The organism is Commensalibacter sp. B14384M2 (assembly GCF_016101865.1).
GTDB classification, from domain to species: domain Bacteria; phylum Pseudomonadota; class Alphaproteobacteria; order Acetobacterales; family Acetobacteraceae; genus Commensalibacter; species Commensalibacter melissae.
The window spans coordinates 47,311-65,349 of the sequence record NZ_JACFPS010000003.1; the positions used below are offsets into that span (position 1 = coordinate 47,311).

The following is an 18,039-nucleotide window of genomic DNA, read 5'->3' on the forward strand; positions in this document are numbered from 1 at the left end:
TTTATTCTCATTATTTTTTATTTCTTTTTATTGAATGGTAAATCCACCATCAATGACTAAATTAGCACCATTCACAATAGATGCTTCAGAGCTGGCAAGATAAACAGCTGCAGCGGCAATCTGTTCGGGTTCAGCAAAACGGCGCATGGGAATTTGCGCCTTCATATCCTCACCAACTTTACCTGCCCATGCTTTTTTCCCAAGTTCCGTCAAAACAACGGTTGGAGAAATCGCATTAACATTGATCCCATGAGGTCCCCATTCCAATGCCAGTACATGTGTCAATCCAATAACACCTGCCTTACTGGCACAATAAGCAGCATGTTTTTGCAAGGCAATAACCCCCGCCTGTGAAGCCATATTAATAATAGATCCACTCTTTTGTTTTAACATCACGTTTCCCACTGCCTGGGCAACCCAATAGGTACCAGTTAAATTAATATTAATAGTCGCATTCCACATTTCCTCACTGAGCGTTTCAGCTGCATCAAGCAAAGCAACACCCGCACAATTTACAGCAATATCTATACGACCAAAATGATCAACAACTTTTTTTACTGCCTGATCAACCTGTTTTTTATTCGTTACGTCAACCTGGATACCAATAGCATTATCTGGGCCTAGATTTTTTGCGACCTGATCAATGGTATCAAGTCGATCCAACAACGCTACCTTTACACCTTTTTGTAAAAAAGTCCGAACAATCTCGTTTCCAATACCGGCAGCCCCCCCGGTAACAAGTGCAGTTTTACCTGATAAATCAAACATTTGATTTGTTGACATAAACCTCTCCTTAATAGGCTATAATGTTTCTTCTATTGCCACACCGACTTCTTGATCAATTGTTTCATTTTTATATTGTTGAACCTTGACAAAAATCATTAATGCTGCAGCAACAAAATAGAGCCCGATATAAATGTACATCACCCCGAAATTACCAATGATCCCTTGAAAAAGCATGACAATTGCATAACCAAAAAAGTAACTCATTCCTGCACCAAAATTAAGAATTGACATGGCCGCACCCTTATTTTCAGGGGCAAGATTTGGCATAATAGCTGATAACGGAACAAATGCTGCAAGCAATGCACCATATACAGCGGCGCATATTTTTATGGTGAAAAGATCCGCATGAATAGAAATGCAATAGGTATATGCCATAACGCTCAATGCACAGCCTATACAGCCAAACCACATAACAACGTTACGCCACCCCAATTTGTCACTTGCGGCCCCAAAGATAAGATTGAATACAACATTACCCATCCATAAATACACGGCAACCTCAAGCCACGCATTTTCAGCATATCCCATACCGAATAAAAAAGTTGGCATAAAAACTGAAAAACCGTATGCGGCACTTGTATTAATCATCCGGACAAGACCACCAATCCCCACTTTTGGTTTTTCATAAACAATCGTTAAACCTTTTAACAAATGTTTTAATGAATGGGTTTCATCATCTTCTGGATAATTATTTTGTGCAGATTTTTTTCCACTTAGACTCAGTGCAATAACAGCACCTACAGCAACAAAAATCAATGCCGTCCACAATAAATGAAGGTTTTCCATGTGGAAATAATAAAGCATAATATTTGAATAGCCAGTTCCCAGAACGGAAATCCCACCTGCATAAACAAGCCAGAACATACCGACAGCACCTCCCAACCGTTCACGGGGAGCCTCATATGCAACTGAAACTAGAAAACCATAAGCGAACAGAGGATAAGCAAGTCCCCGCACTGCATAGGTAGGCAATATAACGCTAAAATTATAAGTTGGAATACCAAAAACCAAAAAAAGAAATGACCCTACAAAAAAAAGGACAAGTCCAATGGTCATTACTTTCCGAACCCCGAAAATCTCTGCCAAAACACCTGAAAGCCATGATGAAATGGCAACCATCAATCCATAAACCGTGAAAATGGTAGAAGCCTGATGTGCAGTTAGACCATGCTGTTGTAAAAAGGGAGACAACCAGTTCTGTTCCAGCCCTTCACCAGCCATGAAAATTAATACTCCAAAATAACCCAACATCAATTTTGGAGAAATGAAAAGTCTCTCTATGACTTTGTTCACGCGCAGGCCTCCCTCTTAGTAAATAAATTACTTTCAAATAATTAGATGGCTAAAATTCAATAAATTATAAATTTGGATCGAGTACGACCTTTAAAGAACCCACTCCTTTTTTCATTATGTCAAAAGCTTCCTTAAAATCTTTCAATGGGAAAACATGCGTTACAACGCCCTCCGTTGGAAAATCGCCATTTTGTATTCCCTTGATCACCATGGGATAGCAATAAGGACCCAAATGTGATCCCAAGACATCCAACTCCTTACGATCGCTAATGATACTCCAGTCAACCGATACCGGATCTTTGAATACAGAAAATTCAACAAAACGACCAAGTTTGCGAATCATTGACAGACCCTGTTCTACTGATTTGCCTGCACCCGTAGCTTCAATATAAATATCGCAACCATATCCTTCGGTCATATCCTTAATTTTCTTGACGACATCTTCACGGGCTGGATTCATCACGATATCAGCACCGAATTTCTTAGCCAATGCTAAACGATCATCATTCAAATCAAGAACAACCAGTTTGTCGGGACCGGATTTTTTCAATGCGCCAATCATACCTAAACCCAGAGTGCCCGCACCAGATAGCACCACAAAATCTCCCAACTTAACGCTTGCACGTTGCACGGCATGTAATGAACAGGCATATGGTTCAACCAGAACAGCCTGTTTCATGGGAAGATCATCTGGCAAATGATAGTTAATCGCTTCTTTAGGCAATTTTATATATTCTGCCATGCCGCCATTAACGTTGTTTTGAAAACCGTAAAGATCGTGTTTTTCACACATCCAGTATTCACCACGTTTACAGAAACGGCATTCCCAACAAGGAACAATTTGTTCGGAAATAATACGGTCATTCAGTTTGAAATCTTTGATTTTATCGCCATAGGCAACAACATGCCCAATAAATTCATGACCGGGTATCATGGGAGCCTTAATATAGGCAGGTTGCTTTTCATCCCCCCAAAAACTTGGCGCCCCATCAAATGCTTTGGTATCCCCAGCGCAAATTCCACATGCCTCTACTTTAACAAGAATTTCTTCAGACCCAATTTGTGGTACAGGAACCTCTTCCAAACGGTAATCATGTGGCGCATAAGCAACAATTGCTTTCATTGTCTTGGGAATATTATCTATTTTCGTAATAGAAGATTTACCGTTTTTTTCCATCATTTTTCTCTGCTCATCTGTAATGTTTACTATGATGATCAGCCAGAATATATTCAAAAACAAATAAACTTCTTGTGATCTTTTAATCTAAATTACTTGTATATTTATTGGTGAAAAACTTTATAAAATACATGCCATAAATGGGAATCTTTAAAAATATTTTAATACACCAATACAATGAAATATTTTAAGAAATTTTAAGGAATATAAAAATGCCCTCTATTGCTATCGGCTGCGATGATGCTGCTGTTGACTTAAAAAATAAAATCGTAGACTGGCTTCAATCCAACAATATTGAAGTGACAGACTACAGTAGCGATTCCAATCGCGATTCAAATCTGTATCCGGATATTGCCTGGTCTGTAGGACAGGCAATCAAGTCCGGCAAACATGAAAGAGGGATCTTGATTTGTGGCACTGGAATAGGAATGGCAATTGTTGCAAATAAGATACCCGGCATTCGTGCGGCTCAATGCCATGATACCTATTCCGCCGAACGGGCCAGAAAAAGCAATGATGCACAAATCATCACATTGGGTGCCCGTGTTATCGGTGAAGAACTGGCAAAAACAATCCTTCAGGCCTGGCTTGATTCTGAATATGAAAAAGGTAGATCAGAGCCTAAGGTAAAAAGAATTGCGTATTACGAAGATAAAGCAATTTCCGAGTAATCCTACATAATTCCATAGACTATTAATTGGTATCGGTTAATAGTCTATGGAACAGGAGATACCCGTATCAATCATTTGACGAAACTGTATAAAAAGATAACTGACAGGTCATATCCTCACTGCAGGAAGCGATTTTATGATATTGGCGTGGCTTTATCATTTCAGGTTGATGCACAACTGAATATTCAGTTTCTTTTTCAATTTCTTTTTTATCATTCAAAAATTCCATTACCAAAGATCCTGATAATATCTTTAATTTTGCCCAGACACCCTCTTTTGTATTATGGCATTCCTTGAAAGATTTTGGTAAAGTTTTTACATTCCATATTGGCAAAGTTTTATAGCAAACCAATTTACCATCCCCATAATTCTGTTTTACAGCATTCATCATTTCCTCATTATCTATTAAAAATAATCATGATTTAGATTCTATACTTAAATATATTCCAATTTTTTATAAATTTACTCAATTTTATTATCAGACCTATAAAAATCGGGACATTTCAAGACGGGTATTGCAATTTCCTGACCTTTTTTCTGAGATTCAATACAGAATTCGGCCACATAAGTCGCCATATATCCCCGCCATGCGTCCGGACCTTGTAATTTTCCAACCAGACATTCATTAATGAATTCCTGTATTTCAATATTATAGGCTTCCAAAAACCAATCCTGCCAATTTGCCAAAATTTGATCATACCGTTTTTCATGCTGGCATATTGAAACAGCAGCAGGAGCGGGTAAGCTGGCCACACCTTCTTCACCCACAATTTCACATTTGATATCGTAACCATATTGACAGTTTACAAATAATTCCACATTAATTCTGATTCCTGATTGGGTTTCCAAAAGTGCAAACTGAGGATCCTGCAAGCCTTTTGGCGCTTTTGATGTTTTACGGATTGGAATCATACTTACGGTAACAAATTCATCGTTCAACAACCAACGAAATATATCCAGTTCATGAATTAAGGTATCCGTTATAACCATTTCAGATGTAAAATTCTCTGGACACTCCTGATTCCTATGTGCCGCATGTATCATCAGGATCTGGCCTAATTTTTTATCTTGAATGATTTTTTTCAGTTCTTGATATCGCCGATCATAAGAGCGCATAAATCCAACCTGAACTAAACGTTTTCCATATGTTTGCTCAGTCTCGATGATCGCTTGACATTCCTCGATTGTCGTTGCCAGCGGCTTTTCACAAAAAATGAATTTTTTTGCCTCAATGCCAGACAATATATATTCCGCATGGGTTTTACCTGAAGAGGCAATGATAATTGCATCCACCTCTTTCGCTTGAATCAAATCGTTCCCTGATTCATATGCTTTAGCATCCAATCCATATGTGGAAATGGCATTCTGTGCAGATTTTTTATCAATGTCACTGACAGCAACAACCTCGACTCCTGATAAAAAGTTCGTACATCGTTTGATATGATCCTGACCAATAGCTCCAGTACCAATGATTCCAATCTTTAACGTTTTGTTACCTGATATTTGTTTAATCATCATCGAACTCTTTTCTTGGATTTTTTATTTAAACAAAATGACAAAAAAATAAATAAAATATTTCTGTCATTATCCAATTAAATGTAATAGTTATATAAACTACTGAACTGTAATAACAATAAAACTATTTATAATTACGAACAAATATTTTTTTATTAAAAATTGCTATTTCAATCTTTTATAAATAGAATGAAATTACTTTGAAATAACACATTTGTTATTTTTCATACTTACGGAATACTGGTAACATAATTGTGTATTTTATATGTTTATTCCAGTAAGGAACATTTCATGGCTCAAGCTCTTGTACTTGAAGAAAAAGGCAAATTAAGTATCCGTAACATTGATTTACCCTCTACAGTAGGGGATAATGACGTTAAAATAAAAATACGTAATGTTGGTATTTGTGGAAGTGATGTACATTACTACACACATGGAAAAATTGGCCCTTTTATCGTAAATCAACCAATGGTGCTCGGGCACGAGGCTTCTGGTATTGTTATTGAGACAGGCAAAAATGTTGAAAATTTAAAGGTTGGGGATCGTGTATGTATGGAGCCCGGCATACCCAATCCACACTCACGCGCAACAAAACTCGGTATTTACAATGTTGATCCTGACGTCGTGTTCTGGGCAACCCCACCCGTTCATGGATGCTTAACGGAAACGGTGGTACATCCCGCTGCTTTTACATTTAAACTGCCCGACAACGTATCTTTCGAGGAAGGTGCCTTTGTTGAACCTCTTGCCATTGGCGTTCAGGCTGCCGTAAAAGCCCGATTAAAACCTGGCGATATCTGTTTAGTGACAGGATGTGGTCCAATTGGTATTCTGACCGCACTTGCCGCACTTTCCTCTGGCGCAAGCAAGGTTTTCATCTCTGATCTTGCTCAACCCAAACTGGATATTGCCAAACAATATCATGGCATTATCCCAATTAATTTGAAAAATGAATCCGTAGAGGAAAGAGTCAAGGCGGAATGCGGTAAAGACTGGGGGACAGATGTCGTTTTTGAGGCTTCAGGACATCCCTCCGCTTATGATACCGTATTGGCCTGTGTCCGCCCTGGTGGAACCATAGTATTTGTAGGGATGCCCGTTGACAAGATCCCCTTTGATCTTGTTACTGCACAAGCAAAGGAAATACATATGGAAACAATCTTTCGATATGCACATGTTTATGACCGGACCATTAATCTGATTGCTTCTGGAAAGATTGATATCAAGCCATTAATTTCTGGAGTTTATCCATTCTCAAAAAGTATCGAGGCTTTTGAACGGGCCGCATCAGCACAACCTGCTGATGTAAAATTGCAAATTGAAATGCCCGAATAAGATTCTTCTGAATTTTATTCCGATACAAAGCCCGAAATCAATTCAATTCGGGCTTTTTTTATAAACTTATCATGCTCAAAGATTACTTATGAATAATATCCAAACAAAATCACGTATGATGATGGGAATGCCAGTCTCTCTATTTTGGGGGTATATTGCCATTGCCCTTTTCATGATTGGCGACGGTCTTGAACTGAATTTCCTTTCCAAATACATTGTTACACTGGGATTCGCAGAAAAAAAAGTCAGCCTTATTTTTGCTGCTTATGGGTTAACCGCTGCAATTTCAAGCTGGCTTTCTGGCGTTCTAGCTGAAACATTTGGTGCAAAAAAAATCATGATGGTTGGTGCCATTACATGGATTGTTTTTCACGCAGCCTTTATGCTTTTCGGAGTTATACCTCATAACTATTACATGATGTTGCTTTTCTATGGTCTACGCGGTTTTGCTTATCCCTTATTCTTTTATGCATTTTTCTATTGGGTTGTAAAAGAAACCCCTGATAGCCAGCTTGCCTCGGCGGTGGGGTGGATCTGGTCCATGTTCACCATAGGGTTTGGCATTCTCGGAAATTTGTTACCGATTTATTCTGTCCGTTACTTTGGCGAGATCAACACTTTATGGCAATCCATAGGCTGGGCAACTGCAGGTGGTGCAATCGCCTTTTTCCTTCTCAAGGCGCCCGTTATAGAAAAGAAAAATCATCAGATTCATTCATTCGAACACAAATTTAAAGGTATTATCCAAGATCTCTCACTCGTTTTTTATAATCGTGATCTGGCAATTGCACTCATAACCCGTGCGATCTGTAACTTTTCCCTTTTTGGTATTCTTGCGGTCGTAATGCCTATTTTCTACACGTCTGAACATGGTGGACATTTTACGGATGAACAATGGAAAATTATCAGCCTTAGTATATATCCTATCCAACCTTTTACCAATGTTCTATGGGGCATTATAGGCGATCGTATCGGTTGGTTAAAGCAAATGCGATGGGCGGGATTTATAGGATGTGGAACGGCAACCATCCTGCTTTATTTTATTCCGGTCTGGTTTCCCGGAAATATATGGGCTAGCATATGCGGAATCCTGTTTTTTGCCCTGACCATTACAGCCTTTGTTCCAATGGGAGCCATTTTTCCAATGTTGACACCTGAACATAAAGGGGCAGCCGTATCCATTCAAAATCTTGGTGGTGGTCTAAGCAATTTTGGCGGACCCGCTTTGGTTTCTCTCATTCTTTTTACAGGATTGGGACATTTTAGCGTCTTCATCATTTTTGGTTTCTTATATTATTGTGCGGCAATCATGACCTATTTTATCCGCCTCAAACAACCTAGTGTTGATAAACCTTTTTAATTAAAATTAACGTAACAACAATCAGCAATCACCCGGACGCTATATAACAATATAACCATATTAGGTTAATACCCCTAATATGGTTAAACAATACACGACTAATTTATTTTACCTTTTTCCCTATAACGGTCATTACGAACATAAATGTAAGAATCCGTTGCAATATGGGTATAATCATTTTTCAAAACTATCAATACGCAACTCAAGAACTGATCTGGCATATATTTGCCCCATATTATTGATGGATCATAATAAATAAGTGGTGGCTTATTTTTAGGCAAATCTTTACAAAGGTCCCGTTCATAATGATGCCAAGGATGTGAAGCGTAGTCTGCCTCCCATGGTAAATAAGCGTGATATTTTTTTATGGGCAAACGGTTAGCCAAAATATAAATATCTGGATTATAAGGTATAGATAATATTCTTTCGTTTTTATCAGCGTAAAACCAAATTGCTTTCGTATCTTCATTATATCCTTCACGAAAGGCATGCCATTGATAGGCATTACGTTGTCGCTTGTCTAAAATATTGGGAGAGGTTACTGCATATTGATCAATGATAAAAAAGATGCAAAAAGTTGAAATGACAGAGAAAAACAGGGAAATATCCGGCTTGACTTCCGTTGATTTTACAAAAGCAACGATTATTAAGGTTACAGAAGCAATAAGGAAAGCACCATTTTGAAACAGGATACTTCCTCTAGCCTGCAAACCCAGAATCCCGCACAATACAAGACATGCACTTATTTTATATTTTCCTTTTGTAACCAGGATAATCCCCCCAAAACAAAACGAAAATAAAGCAAATGTTTCAACAATATGATTAGAGGAAAAAGATGGAATCAAACTTAGAAAAAAATTACTTAAATTGAAGGGAATGTATCGTGCATAATTCATTTGGTTGGTGATGAAATGAAAGGCAAACATTCCACCTATATCCCCATATATACCTAACCAGACAAGCATCACAATGATAGATGTCAAACACCCCGACAAACTTGTCGCGAATATCGAAACATATTTTCTATGATCTATACAAATTCCATTGATAACAACAAGAAATAAAATAAAGGCGGTTATTGCAAAAGGATAGGCAATAAAAGGCAAAAGCGTGATAAAAAATCCTCCTGTAAAGGCCTGTATCCGTGACGGCTTTATGTCATAAATCATGGGAATAACAAGAGTGACCAAACCAATAGCTGCAAAACACCCACCTAATGTCCAATAATTATCAAGATATAAACCCTGTATAAGCCAGACACTTGAAATGAAACCAAACCACAAAGCGGTTACGAGATAACGTTGCCAAAAATAATGAAAAATTGGGGAAAAAAATAAACACAGGGCAGCTAGCATTGCGCTAAACGAAGAAATAAGTCTCAACAGCCATACTTCTGAGAAACCAACAATTAATCCCATCATCCATGTCAGCATATAAATTACGGGACCATGATAATCTATATAGTCCCTGTAAAGTTTGTCGCCTCTATGAATGGCTTGTGCACCTACAAAATGACCTGATTCGTCTGTAAATCTTAAAAAACCTAAACCTTTTATATTTTCATATAAAAATAATACAAAACACAAAATTAAAAACAGGAATGAAATAATGGATGCCTTGTTTTTTTTAAAATGATTCGGATACATATCCAATAATTCTCTTTGAAATTATTACCTGTGTATAACAATTGTTTTCCACGATTATATAAAAAGATACAAGATATTTTCTTGAATGAAGATGGTCTATACCAAGGCCATAAATATGATTTCAAATCGTCAATGAATCCATTTATTTTTTACCTGATAGTATATCCTATGAATTCATGCCTTTAATTCAACGTAAATTCAGCAAGAGCCGTTTTTCCCATTTCATCCATTACCGTCAATTGTTGCTTTCCATGATTATAAAAAACATGATCAAAACTTTGATTTCCATCAGTTTCCTGAATAAGATAACCATTTAGGAACCACCATTTTTTCTTTGTCCCCCCAAGAGCAGATAATTTTAAAGTTAACGGATGCATATTACTGGGAGGCAACTGTAAATGATCTCCGTTTTTTACACCTATAATGGACAAGGAAGAAGATTCCATCATAGATAAGGAAGGACAGGATAAATCCTGTGTGGGCAGACGATTGTGACGCTGTTCTGTAAGGGGCAACCAAGGTTCAAGTGCAATTGGCCACAGATCAATTTTTTTTTCAATGGCTCCTGGACAATCAGACGATACTTGAAATCCTCGTTCATTGATCCATACCGTTTGACTGACACCCGTTCCTAACGGTTGATCGGCCATTTCCAAAGTGGGTGGAACTATATGGTTTATAATCCATGCGGTCCTTTTTTGTCGGCAATTTTGATCCCTATCCGGCAATATCTGTCCAGATGGCCAACATATCTGTGCAACGCTTACTGTTGCCGGCTCATGATCTTTAATACTATATGAAAACGTCTGTGAAGCTTGGTTTCTGACCATATCATATACTTGAAATAATAAGGGGGTTGCGGAAGCTATTCCATATTGGCCTGCCACAGGTGTGCCATCAGGTCTTCCAATCCAGACCCCCATTATATGATGTCTGCCAACGCCAACAGCCCAAGCATCCCTATATCCGTAACTTGTCCCTGTTTTCCATGCCAAATGATCCTGCTGAAAAATCTGCCGATCAAAATTACTGTCCAATGGACTTTCACCTTCCAGAATTTTCCGAATAACCCAGGCTGAACCTTCAGACAATAATGGCCGTTCACTCACAAGTTTATTATTCTGAAAACGTAGCGTTGCAACCCTCCCCTTTCTTGCGAACGCGCTATAAGCTGTAACAACATTTTCCAAAGACGTGCCAATCCCGCCAAGAATAATTGCCAAATTTGGTTCAACCATTTGAGGCAGTTTTAATCCAATGCCGGCACCTGTTAATTTGCCGTAGAATTTTCTGGCTCCATAAACTTCCAACACTTGTACGGCTGGTAAATTAAGTGATCTTCGCAATGCCTGGCTTACTGAAACGGGTCCAACAAATGAAGAAGAAAAATCCTCTGGCCTATAATGACCAGATTGTCTTGGTACATCCTGCAATAAGGATTCAGAATGGATAAGCCCTTCATCCATGGCCAATCCATAAAGAAAAGGCTTTAATATTGAACCGGGTGAACGGATAGCGGTTACCATATCCACATAACCAAAACGCTGTTTATCCTGCAAATCTACAGAGCCGAGATAGGCCTTAACCTGCATTGTCGCTGAATCCACCACCAAAATGGCAGCGGAATTATGAGGCGGCAAACGGTTTTTCCAATTTTCAAGAAGTTCCTCCAAATGACGTTGCATATCTATATTGATAGTGCTATGAATGACTGCATCTTTGTTCTGAAGTGATAATCGTCTCGCCAATAAGGGAGCCAATTGTGGTATCTGACGTTCACTTAATAAAACATTTTCCCCTTTAATTTCCTCAATATCCCTCTTTGACCATACCTTAAATTGAGCCAGCCGCTCCAGAACTTTGTCACGGGCCTTCTTGGCACGCTCAGGATAACGATCTGGTCTTAAACGGCTGGGCGCTTGTGGTAGAACAGCCAGCAAGGCTGCCTCTCCTTTGGTAAGTTGATCCGGTGGTTTACCAAGATATGTCCAACTTGCCGCCGCAATACCCTCTACCATCCCCCCATAAGATACATGATTTAGATAAATGGTTAGAATCTGTTCTTTATTCAAATGCCATTCAAGTTGCAACGCCCGGAAAATCTGCCCAATTTTTCCCAAATAAGTATGGGGACAGGGATCAACAATACGGGCAACCTGCATTGAGAGCGTACTACCACCCGATACGATATGATGATGATAAATATCTTGTCCAAAAGCCCTGCCCAAAGCGACAGGATTAATGCCGGGATGATGATAAAACCACCGATCTTCATAGGCTAACAAAGCCTGAATATAATATGGAGAAACCTGTTGGATGGTAACAGGATAACGCCAGACCCCTTTTTGATTGGTAAAACGCCATAAGGGCGTTCCATCCTCTGCCAAAACGACACGAGAAGAACTGATATTTGGTAAAGGAAGAGGGTTGGTTTTATCCGCTATAAATAACCCAATACAAATAAATAAACAGAATATTACCCCTTTTCGATAAATCTGACCTATCACACGCACTATACACACCATTTATTTCTAATAAAAAAGGCGTACACCATCATATATTGATGCACACCTGATTATGACCTTTTTATTAATTTTTTAACGTGCTTTAACTATTAATGTCATATTGCCACTGGTCCTTGCAAACCGACCTGGCTGATACATCGACTGTAATGTTGCCGGTGGTATGTGATACCTTCCAGGTGTCACCGCACGGGCCAAATAAACCAGTTCAGTTTTATTTGTAAGATCCAATTGGGCTACATAACGGTCATCACGATATTCTTGATGTTGAATGGATGCTTCCTGCATTTTTTTAAGAGATTTTTTAATTACCTCCCCTGCATTTTCCAAATTGACAGAAGCATTTGAAAGATCTTGATTTTCCAGCTCAAATCCAGCGGGCAGGAAATCAACCACCAGGGCATCATGCATTCTTGAAAACGAAAATATCTTAATTCTAACCAATATAAGATCACCCGTTTTGACATTTTTCAAATCCACTGGATTACCGTAAATATCAAGAAATTCTCTTTCTATGTTCAGTTCCTTTTTCTGAACCTGTACAGGAGCCCGTAACGGATAACCGGATAAACCGAGATTTGGATATAGATCAACATCTCCCGTTTTGCTGGCAAGGCGAAGCGTATTGATCTGTCTCATTTCCTGATCATTGAATTGCAAAAAAGATTTTTGGTTTGTCAGGTTATAATGATTCCCTGCCACGTCGACCTCAACCTTCCAGTTTTTAGCGGATTTTGAAACATAGCGATATCCTGCCAGAAAAATTGCATTCTTTTCCTGTGTAGACAAATATATTTTATCTTCAATTTGATGACTTAAAGCAAACAGCCTTTGTATTACAACGTCATCACTGACCAAATGATTATCCTGTAAAAGCGCAAGAATTAACGCATTATCACGAATATCACTTCCATAATCTCCTATCCACCAATCATGAACACGTTGCCCATAATGTAAACCTTCATTTAAGGTCTGTGCAGAACGTCCCTCATCTCCCATTAGCTTTAATGCTGCTGACAACTGAATTAAAGAAAGTCCTGATGGTGCCTGTTTACGATGATTGTAAAGATTTCTTAATGCGGCTAAAGGTACCTGTTTTGTTCGTGCCAATACATATCCAGCATAGGCTTGAACCGTAAAACGCGATTCATTAAAGTCACGACTGTAATAAGGGTCAATCTCATTGCCGTTTTGAACATATATTAACAAACGTTTTAAGGCATTTTGCAAGGCATCTTCAGGAATCATATAACCCCGGTCCCGTGCCTGAATAAGAAAATCCGTGATATAAACGGTTAACCAATATTCTTCTGGGCTGTCACTGCTCCATAACCCAAATCCCCCATTTGAACGCTGCATCGTTAGTATATGGAAAATCGCTGCATTAATCGCATCATGACGCTGTTGATCGGTTAGCTCGTTTTTAATATTAAGCTGTTTTAAGATATCCTTATTTACATAGAGGAAAGGATAAATTCCACTTGTTGTTTGTTCGGCACATTCATAGGGATAAGTTTGTAAATCCTCAATCTGTCTGGATAAATTCAAGGGTGGATAAGGACTTATGCTCAGTCTCCCCTCACGACCTGAAATCCCGATATTATGCAAGACTGATGGTGATATCTGCCAACTTTTTTTATTTAGTTTAGTCTGTTCTATTATAAATTGAGCAGCATAAGGCGGGCGTGTTCCAATTGACCATGAACGGCTCAATAATTGCTTTTTACCGTTGGAGACAATTCCTGAAACATCAACCCTGATTTTTCCTTCTCCTGATCCTGTTTTTGCCCGGACAGGAATTTTTAATGTTTTCCGTTCATTTGGTGCCAATATAACAGCTTGATCCCCAGAACGCGTTGCAAAAATAAATCCTTCTGTCTTGAAACGCACAGATAATTCCTGTGACTGTCTGGTCATGTTAGTAAGATCAAGTGCCAGAACCGTTTCATCACCCCCTGCCAGGAAACGTGGTGTGGACATTTCGGCAACAATAGGTGCGGCAACTGTTATTTTATTTTCTGCCATACCAAATTGACCAGCTGTCCAAACTTGCCCCATAATTCTTAATTCGCCGTTAAAATCTGGAACAGTAATTGAAATCTCGGCTTCACCCTGATCATTCACATGAATAGGCTTGGGTTGTAACGTAACAATCTTGATCTTGGTATCGGGCAGTTTCCCCCCCTTCACCATTGCATCCCCACCAAAAGCCAAACTTGCCAAAGGGTTTTGACCTGCCTCGATTAACTTGCCATAAACATCTAACTGATCAACATTATAAGCTTTGCTATCAAAGAAAGCCCTGAAAGGATCTGGAGTTTTGTAATCCGTAATATTTAAGACACCTGTATCCACGGCGGATAACAAAACCTCGGCATCCTTTACAGGTTTCCCATATGCATCCGTAACTTTGACCTTAACTTTCTGATCCGTTAAAGGCTCGATTTTTGAATTCATTTTCATTTGAAGTTTTAACTTACGATCCTGCCGATCAAGAGGTAAGTGTAATATTCCCACAGATCGTTTTGGAGTGGCGCCAACCTTACGGTCACCGGGTCGGATAATCAAAGTTGTAATATATACATCATGACGTAACCATTTTGAATTAATGGGAAGGGTAAAACTTGAACCTTTGGCAGAAGCCTGAATAGATTGCCGCCATAATAGCTGACCTGATGATTCTACCGCCAAATAACCCTTGCCATCAGAAGGAGGGGTCAAAGTGATTCGGGCAATATCGCCAGCTTTGTAAGCCGTTTTATCCAGCATGACCTTAACCTGATCGGGACGCAAATTCTCTTCTGAACCCGCTTCTTCAACTGCCCCCGTTTCAAAAGAATAACTGGATGTCAAACCGGTATCCGGATTGAACACTTCCAATCGATAGAATCCCCAATCTTTGGAAGGAAATGTCAGCATCGCTATTTTGTTTTGGCCTATGTTTAAAAGCTGTTCATCCTCTATAACATCTTTCTTATTAAAATGGCTGTCCCACCCTGTATCATCAGAATACGTCCAATAATAATCATGACGTTCATGAATAAATCTTGCTTTTAAATTTTTTGCAGGTAATTTATGCCCTTCGAAATCAGCCATGACAACCTCAAATCGAATTGGCTTGTCATGCGAGGTAACCGAATCAAAAAGGGGCCGGATACCAACCAATTGCTTGGCTGGCCATACAAATTGCGTCAAATGTCTCACCACTGGACGTCCTCCGGTTTCAAACAGGCTGGCCTCAATAATCAATTGAACAGGTGATCTGATCCCTTGCCATTGATTGGCCATTTTAATTTGGCCATAACCTAGCTGATCCAGATGAATCTCGTCAAAATCCATCCGTTTATCAAGATTTTTTTCTTGACTATCACCAAATTCAAATCCCTTTAATTGAGGAACCGCTTTTCTCAATGAGTGCATGGTAATTGAACCTGATAAAAGATTATGACTGGCCGGCGCCCCATACAGATACCAGCCATTCGCCTTGACATGCAAATCTTGCCGAGAGGTCAGAGGCACATTATTTTGCGAATTTTCCAGATTTTCCGATTGTAAAGTAAGACCCATACGTTCAGGCAAAAAATCCTCAACTGCAAATCGATACTGATTCAATTCTTTCTTCCCCGCTTTCACAACGACAGACCATTTGCCTGTTACAGCATTGGCGGGTAATTTTAACTGATATTGATAAAATCCTGTCTCTGAGGCTTTCCAAACAAAATTTTGAGCCTTTTTTCCCTCTGCATTATAAACAATAGCATTGACTGGAATATTTTGAACAGATTGCCCATCCGCATCCCTCAATAAAGCGTTCAATATTACGGTTTCTCCCGGACGATACAAATCACGGGGGCCAAAAACAAAAAACTGTAAATCATGCTGGATATCTCCATCAATTTTAAAATCTGATAAATCCAAAGCTGGAGACTTTAATTGGATAAAGGATGTTTGACCATTTTGTTTTGCCAGCAAAATTCTAGCTTTTGACATATTTGTCAAATTTGCATAACCGTCCTTATCTGAAAAAGCTGTCGCAATGATATGCCCTTTTTTATCCAAAGCACTGATATTTACGTTTGGTAAGACATCACCCGTTTCTAGAGACTGTGTAAAAACGTTGATCTGATCATTATCCTGATAACGATGTACGGAAATGCCAATATCAGAAATCGTAAACACTGTAACAGGATAACTGTAATTATACATTCCCGCGGAACGCATAACCGCAAAATAAACACCATTTTTTTGTAAAGGTTTAATGGAAGAAATCGGCAGTAAAATTTTCTGACGATGATTTTTATCTACATTTAGCTTAAAAGAACCCGTATATATCAGATCCGCCTTATCAACCAAAGCCGAGATCATGTCATTTGACAAGATTGAGGAAGATTCCTTATCTTCAAAAAAATTGACAAGCTGGTCATTTTTTATTCTGAAGAATTCAACATTTGCCTGATTTACATTCAATGTTATAACAGGCAAACCCTCGGCCAATCTTACGGGAAACAAAGAACCCTGACTGGCAAAGCTGATATTTGGACTTAAATCGTTTGTTGTGATTTTAGCCGTATATTCTTTTCTGAGAATTTTTGCGTCTTTACCCTTTAATCCAGCATCAACAGTTAAAACCAGTTTCCGGTTAGGCTCAAGATGATTAAAAATAAGTTCCTGATGATCTTCAGATAAAATCCAGGCGCCATCCACCTTGCCTTTTTTTGCATCAAAAAGATGCAATATCTCTTCAAAGTTCTGGTTTTCATTCAGGGGGGATGAAAAAGTAACCGCAAGACAGTCCCAACCATCCCTGTCTATTTCAGATACGTCAACAACCTTTAAAATTTGTTCATTACCCAAATTCTGAACATTTGAATTGCAATAAACAGTTTTAACAGATAATGAATTAAAAAAAAAACTACATATAAATAAACATATAAAAAAGGCAAAGAACCTTTGTTTTTCAAACATCTAAAAATCCAATAAAATAAAACATTTTTCAAAAACAAACTAAAAAACAAAAACTTAAATATTCAAATTAATTTATATAGCACTATAGATGCTCAATAAAATGGAATAGTTATTCTTTTACCGTCATATAAAGCAAACATGATCTTTTTATCGTAGTATTCGGCTAGATAAACATCCTCCAGTTTCAAAGAATATTTATCAAGTAAATGCTGGACCGTATCTTGACTTATATCCAACAAATGGGATGGACAATCCTTGATCTCGCTATCAAGGATTAAAATGACAGAAGGATCCTTTTCCTCTTTATTTTTAACAGTCAACGATCCATTAGGCTCAATTTGGGCATAATATATTTCCTGCATTGAACCAATGCCTCTGGAATGTAGGCTGGACATAATATTGATAATATCAATTTTATTTTTTTTATCCTGGATATTATCCATTAATAAAGAACCGTTTTTAATAAAAACAATCGTGTTACCCAAGGCCAAGGCACGGAAAACATCAAATTTCTTGGCAATATAATTTAGAAAATGCATTAATAGAGTGCCAATTATCAAGACAACAATATAACGAGACAGAGAAATACTATCTGTATAAATAACCCCCCCAATTATTCCACCCAATATAAAATTTCCAATCAGATCAATAGGGGTCATTTGGGAAAGCTGCGTTTTGCCGGACTGATTAAAATAAAAAATTACAACAGCAAAGCCGATAATAAATTTTACAAAAACCAACATATAAAAATTCATGAAAAATCTCTTAT

12 protein-coding genes are annotated in these 18,039 nt (G+C 38.4%); 3 read left to right on the forward strand and 9 right to left on the reverse strand.

Annotated features, from left to right (window positions below; genetic code table 11):
* Window positions 1–27 precede the first annotated feature (27 nt).
* From H3R33_RS06075 to H3R33_RS06085, 3 genes are all read right to left on the reverse strand, one after another.
* Window positions 28–783 carry an SDR family oxidoreductase gene (locus H3R33_RS06075; protein ID WP_155564801.1) on the reverse strand — a complete coding sequence of 252 codons (756 nt, stop codon included), beginning with the start codon at window positions 781–783 and terminating at the stop codon, window positions 28–30.
* An 18-nt stretch (window positions 784–801) separates the two neighbouring features.
* Window positions 802–2,079: an MFS transporter gene (locus tag H3R33_RS06080; protein ID WP_347400718.1), complete on the reverse strand. Its 1,278-nt coding sequence runs from the start codon at window positions 2,077–2,079 to the stop codon at window positions 802–804.
* 64 nt (window positions 2,080–2,143) lie between these two features.
* Window positions 2,144–3,259 (reverse strand): alcohol dehydrogenase catalytic domain-containing protein, encoded by a 1,116-nt coding sequence (locus H3R33_RS06085; RefSeq protein ID WP_155564800.1) that lies wholly within the window; start codon window positions 3,257–3,259, stop codon window positions 2,144–2,146.
* Window positions 3,260–3,468: 209 nt separating this feature from the next.
* Between H3R33_RS06085 and rpiB the strand changes: the two genes are divergently transcribed.
* A complete protein-coding gene (gene rpiB, locus H3R33_RS06090; RefSeq protein ID WP_155564799.1) occupies window positions 3,469–3,927 on the forward strand; it encodes a ribose 5-phosphate isomerase B in 459 nt (152 codons plus the stop codon).
* A gap of 67 nt (window positions 3,928–3,994) precedes the next feature.
* On the opposite strand, the gene H3R33_RS06095 is transcribed toward rpiB, so the two are convergent.
* Window positions 3,995–4,318: a DUF1971 domain-containing protein gene (locus tag H3R33_RS06095; protein ID WP_110439274.1), complete on the reverse strand. Its 324-nt coding sequence runs from the start codon at window positions 4,316–4,318 to the stop codon at window positions 3,995–3,997.
* 71 nt (window positions 4,319–4,389) lie between these two features.
* Window positions 4,390–5,445 (reverse strand): Gfo/Idh/MocA family protein, encoded by a 1,056-nt coding sequence (locus H3R33_RS06100; protein WP_196424069.1) that lies wholly within the window; start codon window positions 5,443–5,445, stop codon window positions 4,390–4,392.
* 288 nt (window positions 5,446–5,733) lie between these two features.
* Here H3R33_RS06100 and H3R33_RS06105 point away from each other — a divergent pair, with 288 nt between their 5' ends.
* Together H3R33_RS06105 and H3R33_RS06110 are read left to right on the forward strand one after the other, a co-directional pair.
* Window positions 5,734–6,777 carry an NAD(P)-dependent alcohol dehydrogenase gene (locus tag H3R33_RS06105; protein WP_198185138.1) on the forward strand — a complete coding sequence of 348 codons (1,044 nt, stop codon included), beginning with the start codon at window positions 5,734–5,736 and terminating at the stop codon, window positions 6,775–6,777.
* Window positions 6,778–6,865: 88 nt separating this feature from the next.
* Window positions 6,866–8,137 carry an MFS transporter gene (locus H3R33_RS06110; protein ID WP_232342171.1) on the forward strand — a complete coding sequence of 424 codons (1,272 nt, stop codon included), beginning with the start codon at window positions 6,866–6,868 and terminating at the stop codon, window positions 8,135–8,137.
* Window positions 8,138–8,235: 98 nt separating this feature from the next.
* On the opposite strand, the gene H3R33_RS09075 is transcribed toward H3R33_RS06110, so the two are convergent.
* The 4 genes from H3R33_RS09075 to H3R33_RS06135 all read right to left on the reverse strand — a co-directional run bounded on the left by H3R33_RS09075 (window position 8,236) and on the right by H3R33_RS06135 (window position 18,025).
* Window positions 8,236–9,783 (reverse strand): hypothetical protein, encoded by a 1,548-nt coding sequence (locus H3R33_RS09075; protein WP_232342170.1) that lies wholly within the window; start codon window positions 9,781–9,783, stop codon window positions 8,236–8,238.
* 182 nt (window positions 9,784–9,965) lie between these two features.
* A complete protein-coding gene (gene pbpC, locus H3R33_RS06125; RefSeq protein WP_198185137.1) occupies window positions 9,966–12,296 on the reverse strand; it encodes a peptidoglycan glycosyltransferase PbpC in 2,331 nt (776 codons plus the stop codon).
* Window positions 12,297–12,380: 84 nt separating this feature from the next.
* Complete coding sequence (locus H3R33_RS06130) at window positions 12,381–17,159, reverse strand: alpha-2-macroglobulin (protein ID WP_198185136.1); 4,779 nt, start codon at window positions 17,157–17,159, stop codon at window positions 12,381–12,383.
* Window positions 17,160–17,362: 203 nt separating this feature from the next.
* Complete coding sequence (locus tag H3R33_RS06135) at window positions 17,363–18,025, reverse strand: DUF421 domain-containing protein (RefSeq protein ID WP_110439269.1); 663 nt, start codon at window positions 18,023–18,025, stop codon at window positions 17,363–17,365.
* Between the last annotated feature and the right edge of the window lie 14 nt (window positions 18,026–18,039).

Coding starts and splice junctions, on each gene's coding strand:
- H3R33_RS06135 (WP_110439269.1), bottom strand. CDS start 18,025: ATGAATTTTTATATGTTGGTTTTTGTAAAATTTATTATCGGCTTTGCT.
- H3R33_RS06105 (WP_198185138.1), top strand. CDS start 5,734: ATGGCTCAAGCTCTTGTACTTGAAGAAAAAGGCAAATTAAGTATCCGT.
- H3R33_RS06085 (WP_155564800.1), bottom strand. CDS start 3,259: ATGATGGAAAAAAACGGTAAATCTTCTATTACGAAAATAGATAATATT.
- H3R33_RS06110 (WP_232342171.1), top strand. CDS start 6,866: ATGAATAATATCCAAACAAAATCACGTATGATGATGGGAATGCCAGTC.
- H3R33_RS06075 (WP_155564801.1), bottom strand. CDS start 783: ATGTCAACAAATCAAATGTTTGATTTATCAGGTAAAACTGCACTTGTT.
- H3R33_RS06095 (WP_110439274.1), bottom strand. CDS start 4,318: ATGATGAATGCTGTAAAACAGAATTATGGGGATGGTAAATTGGTTTGC.
- rpiB (WP_155564799.1), top strand. CDS start 3,469: ATGCCCTCTATTGCTATCGGCTGCGATGATGCTGCTGTTGACTTAAAA.
- H3R33_RS06100 (WP_196424069.1), bottom strand. CDS start 5,445: ATGATGATTAAACAAATATCAGGTAACAAAACGTTAAAGATTGGAATC.
- H3R33_RS09075 (WP_232342170.1), bottom strand. CDS start 9,783: ATGTATCCGAATCATTTTAAAAAAAACAAGGCATCCATTATTTCATTC.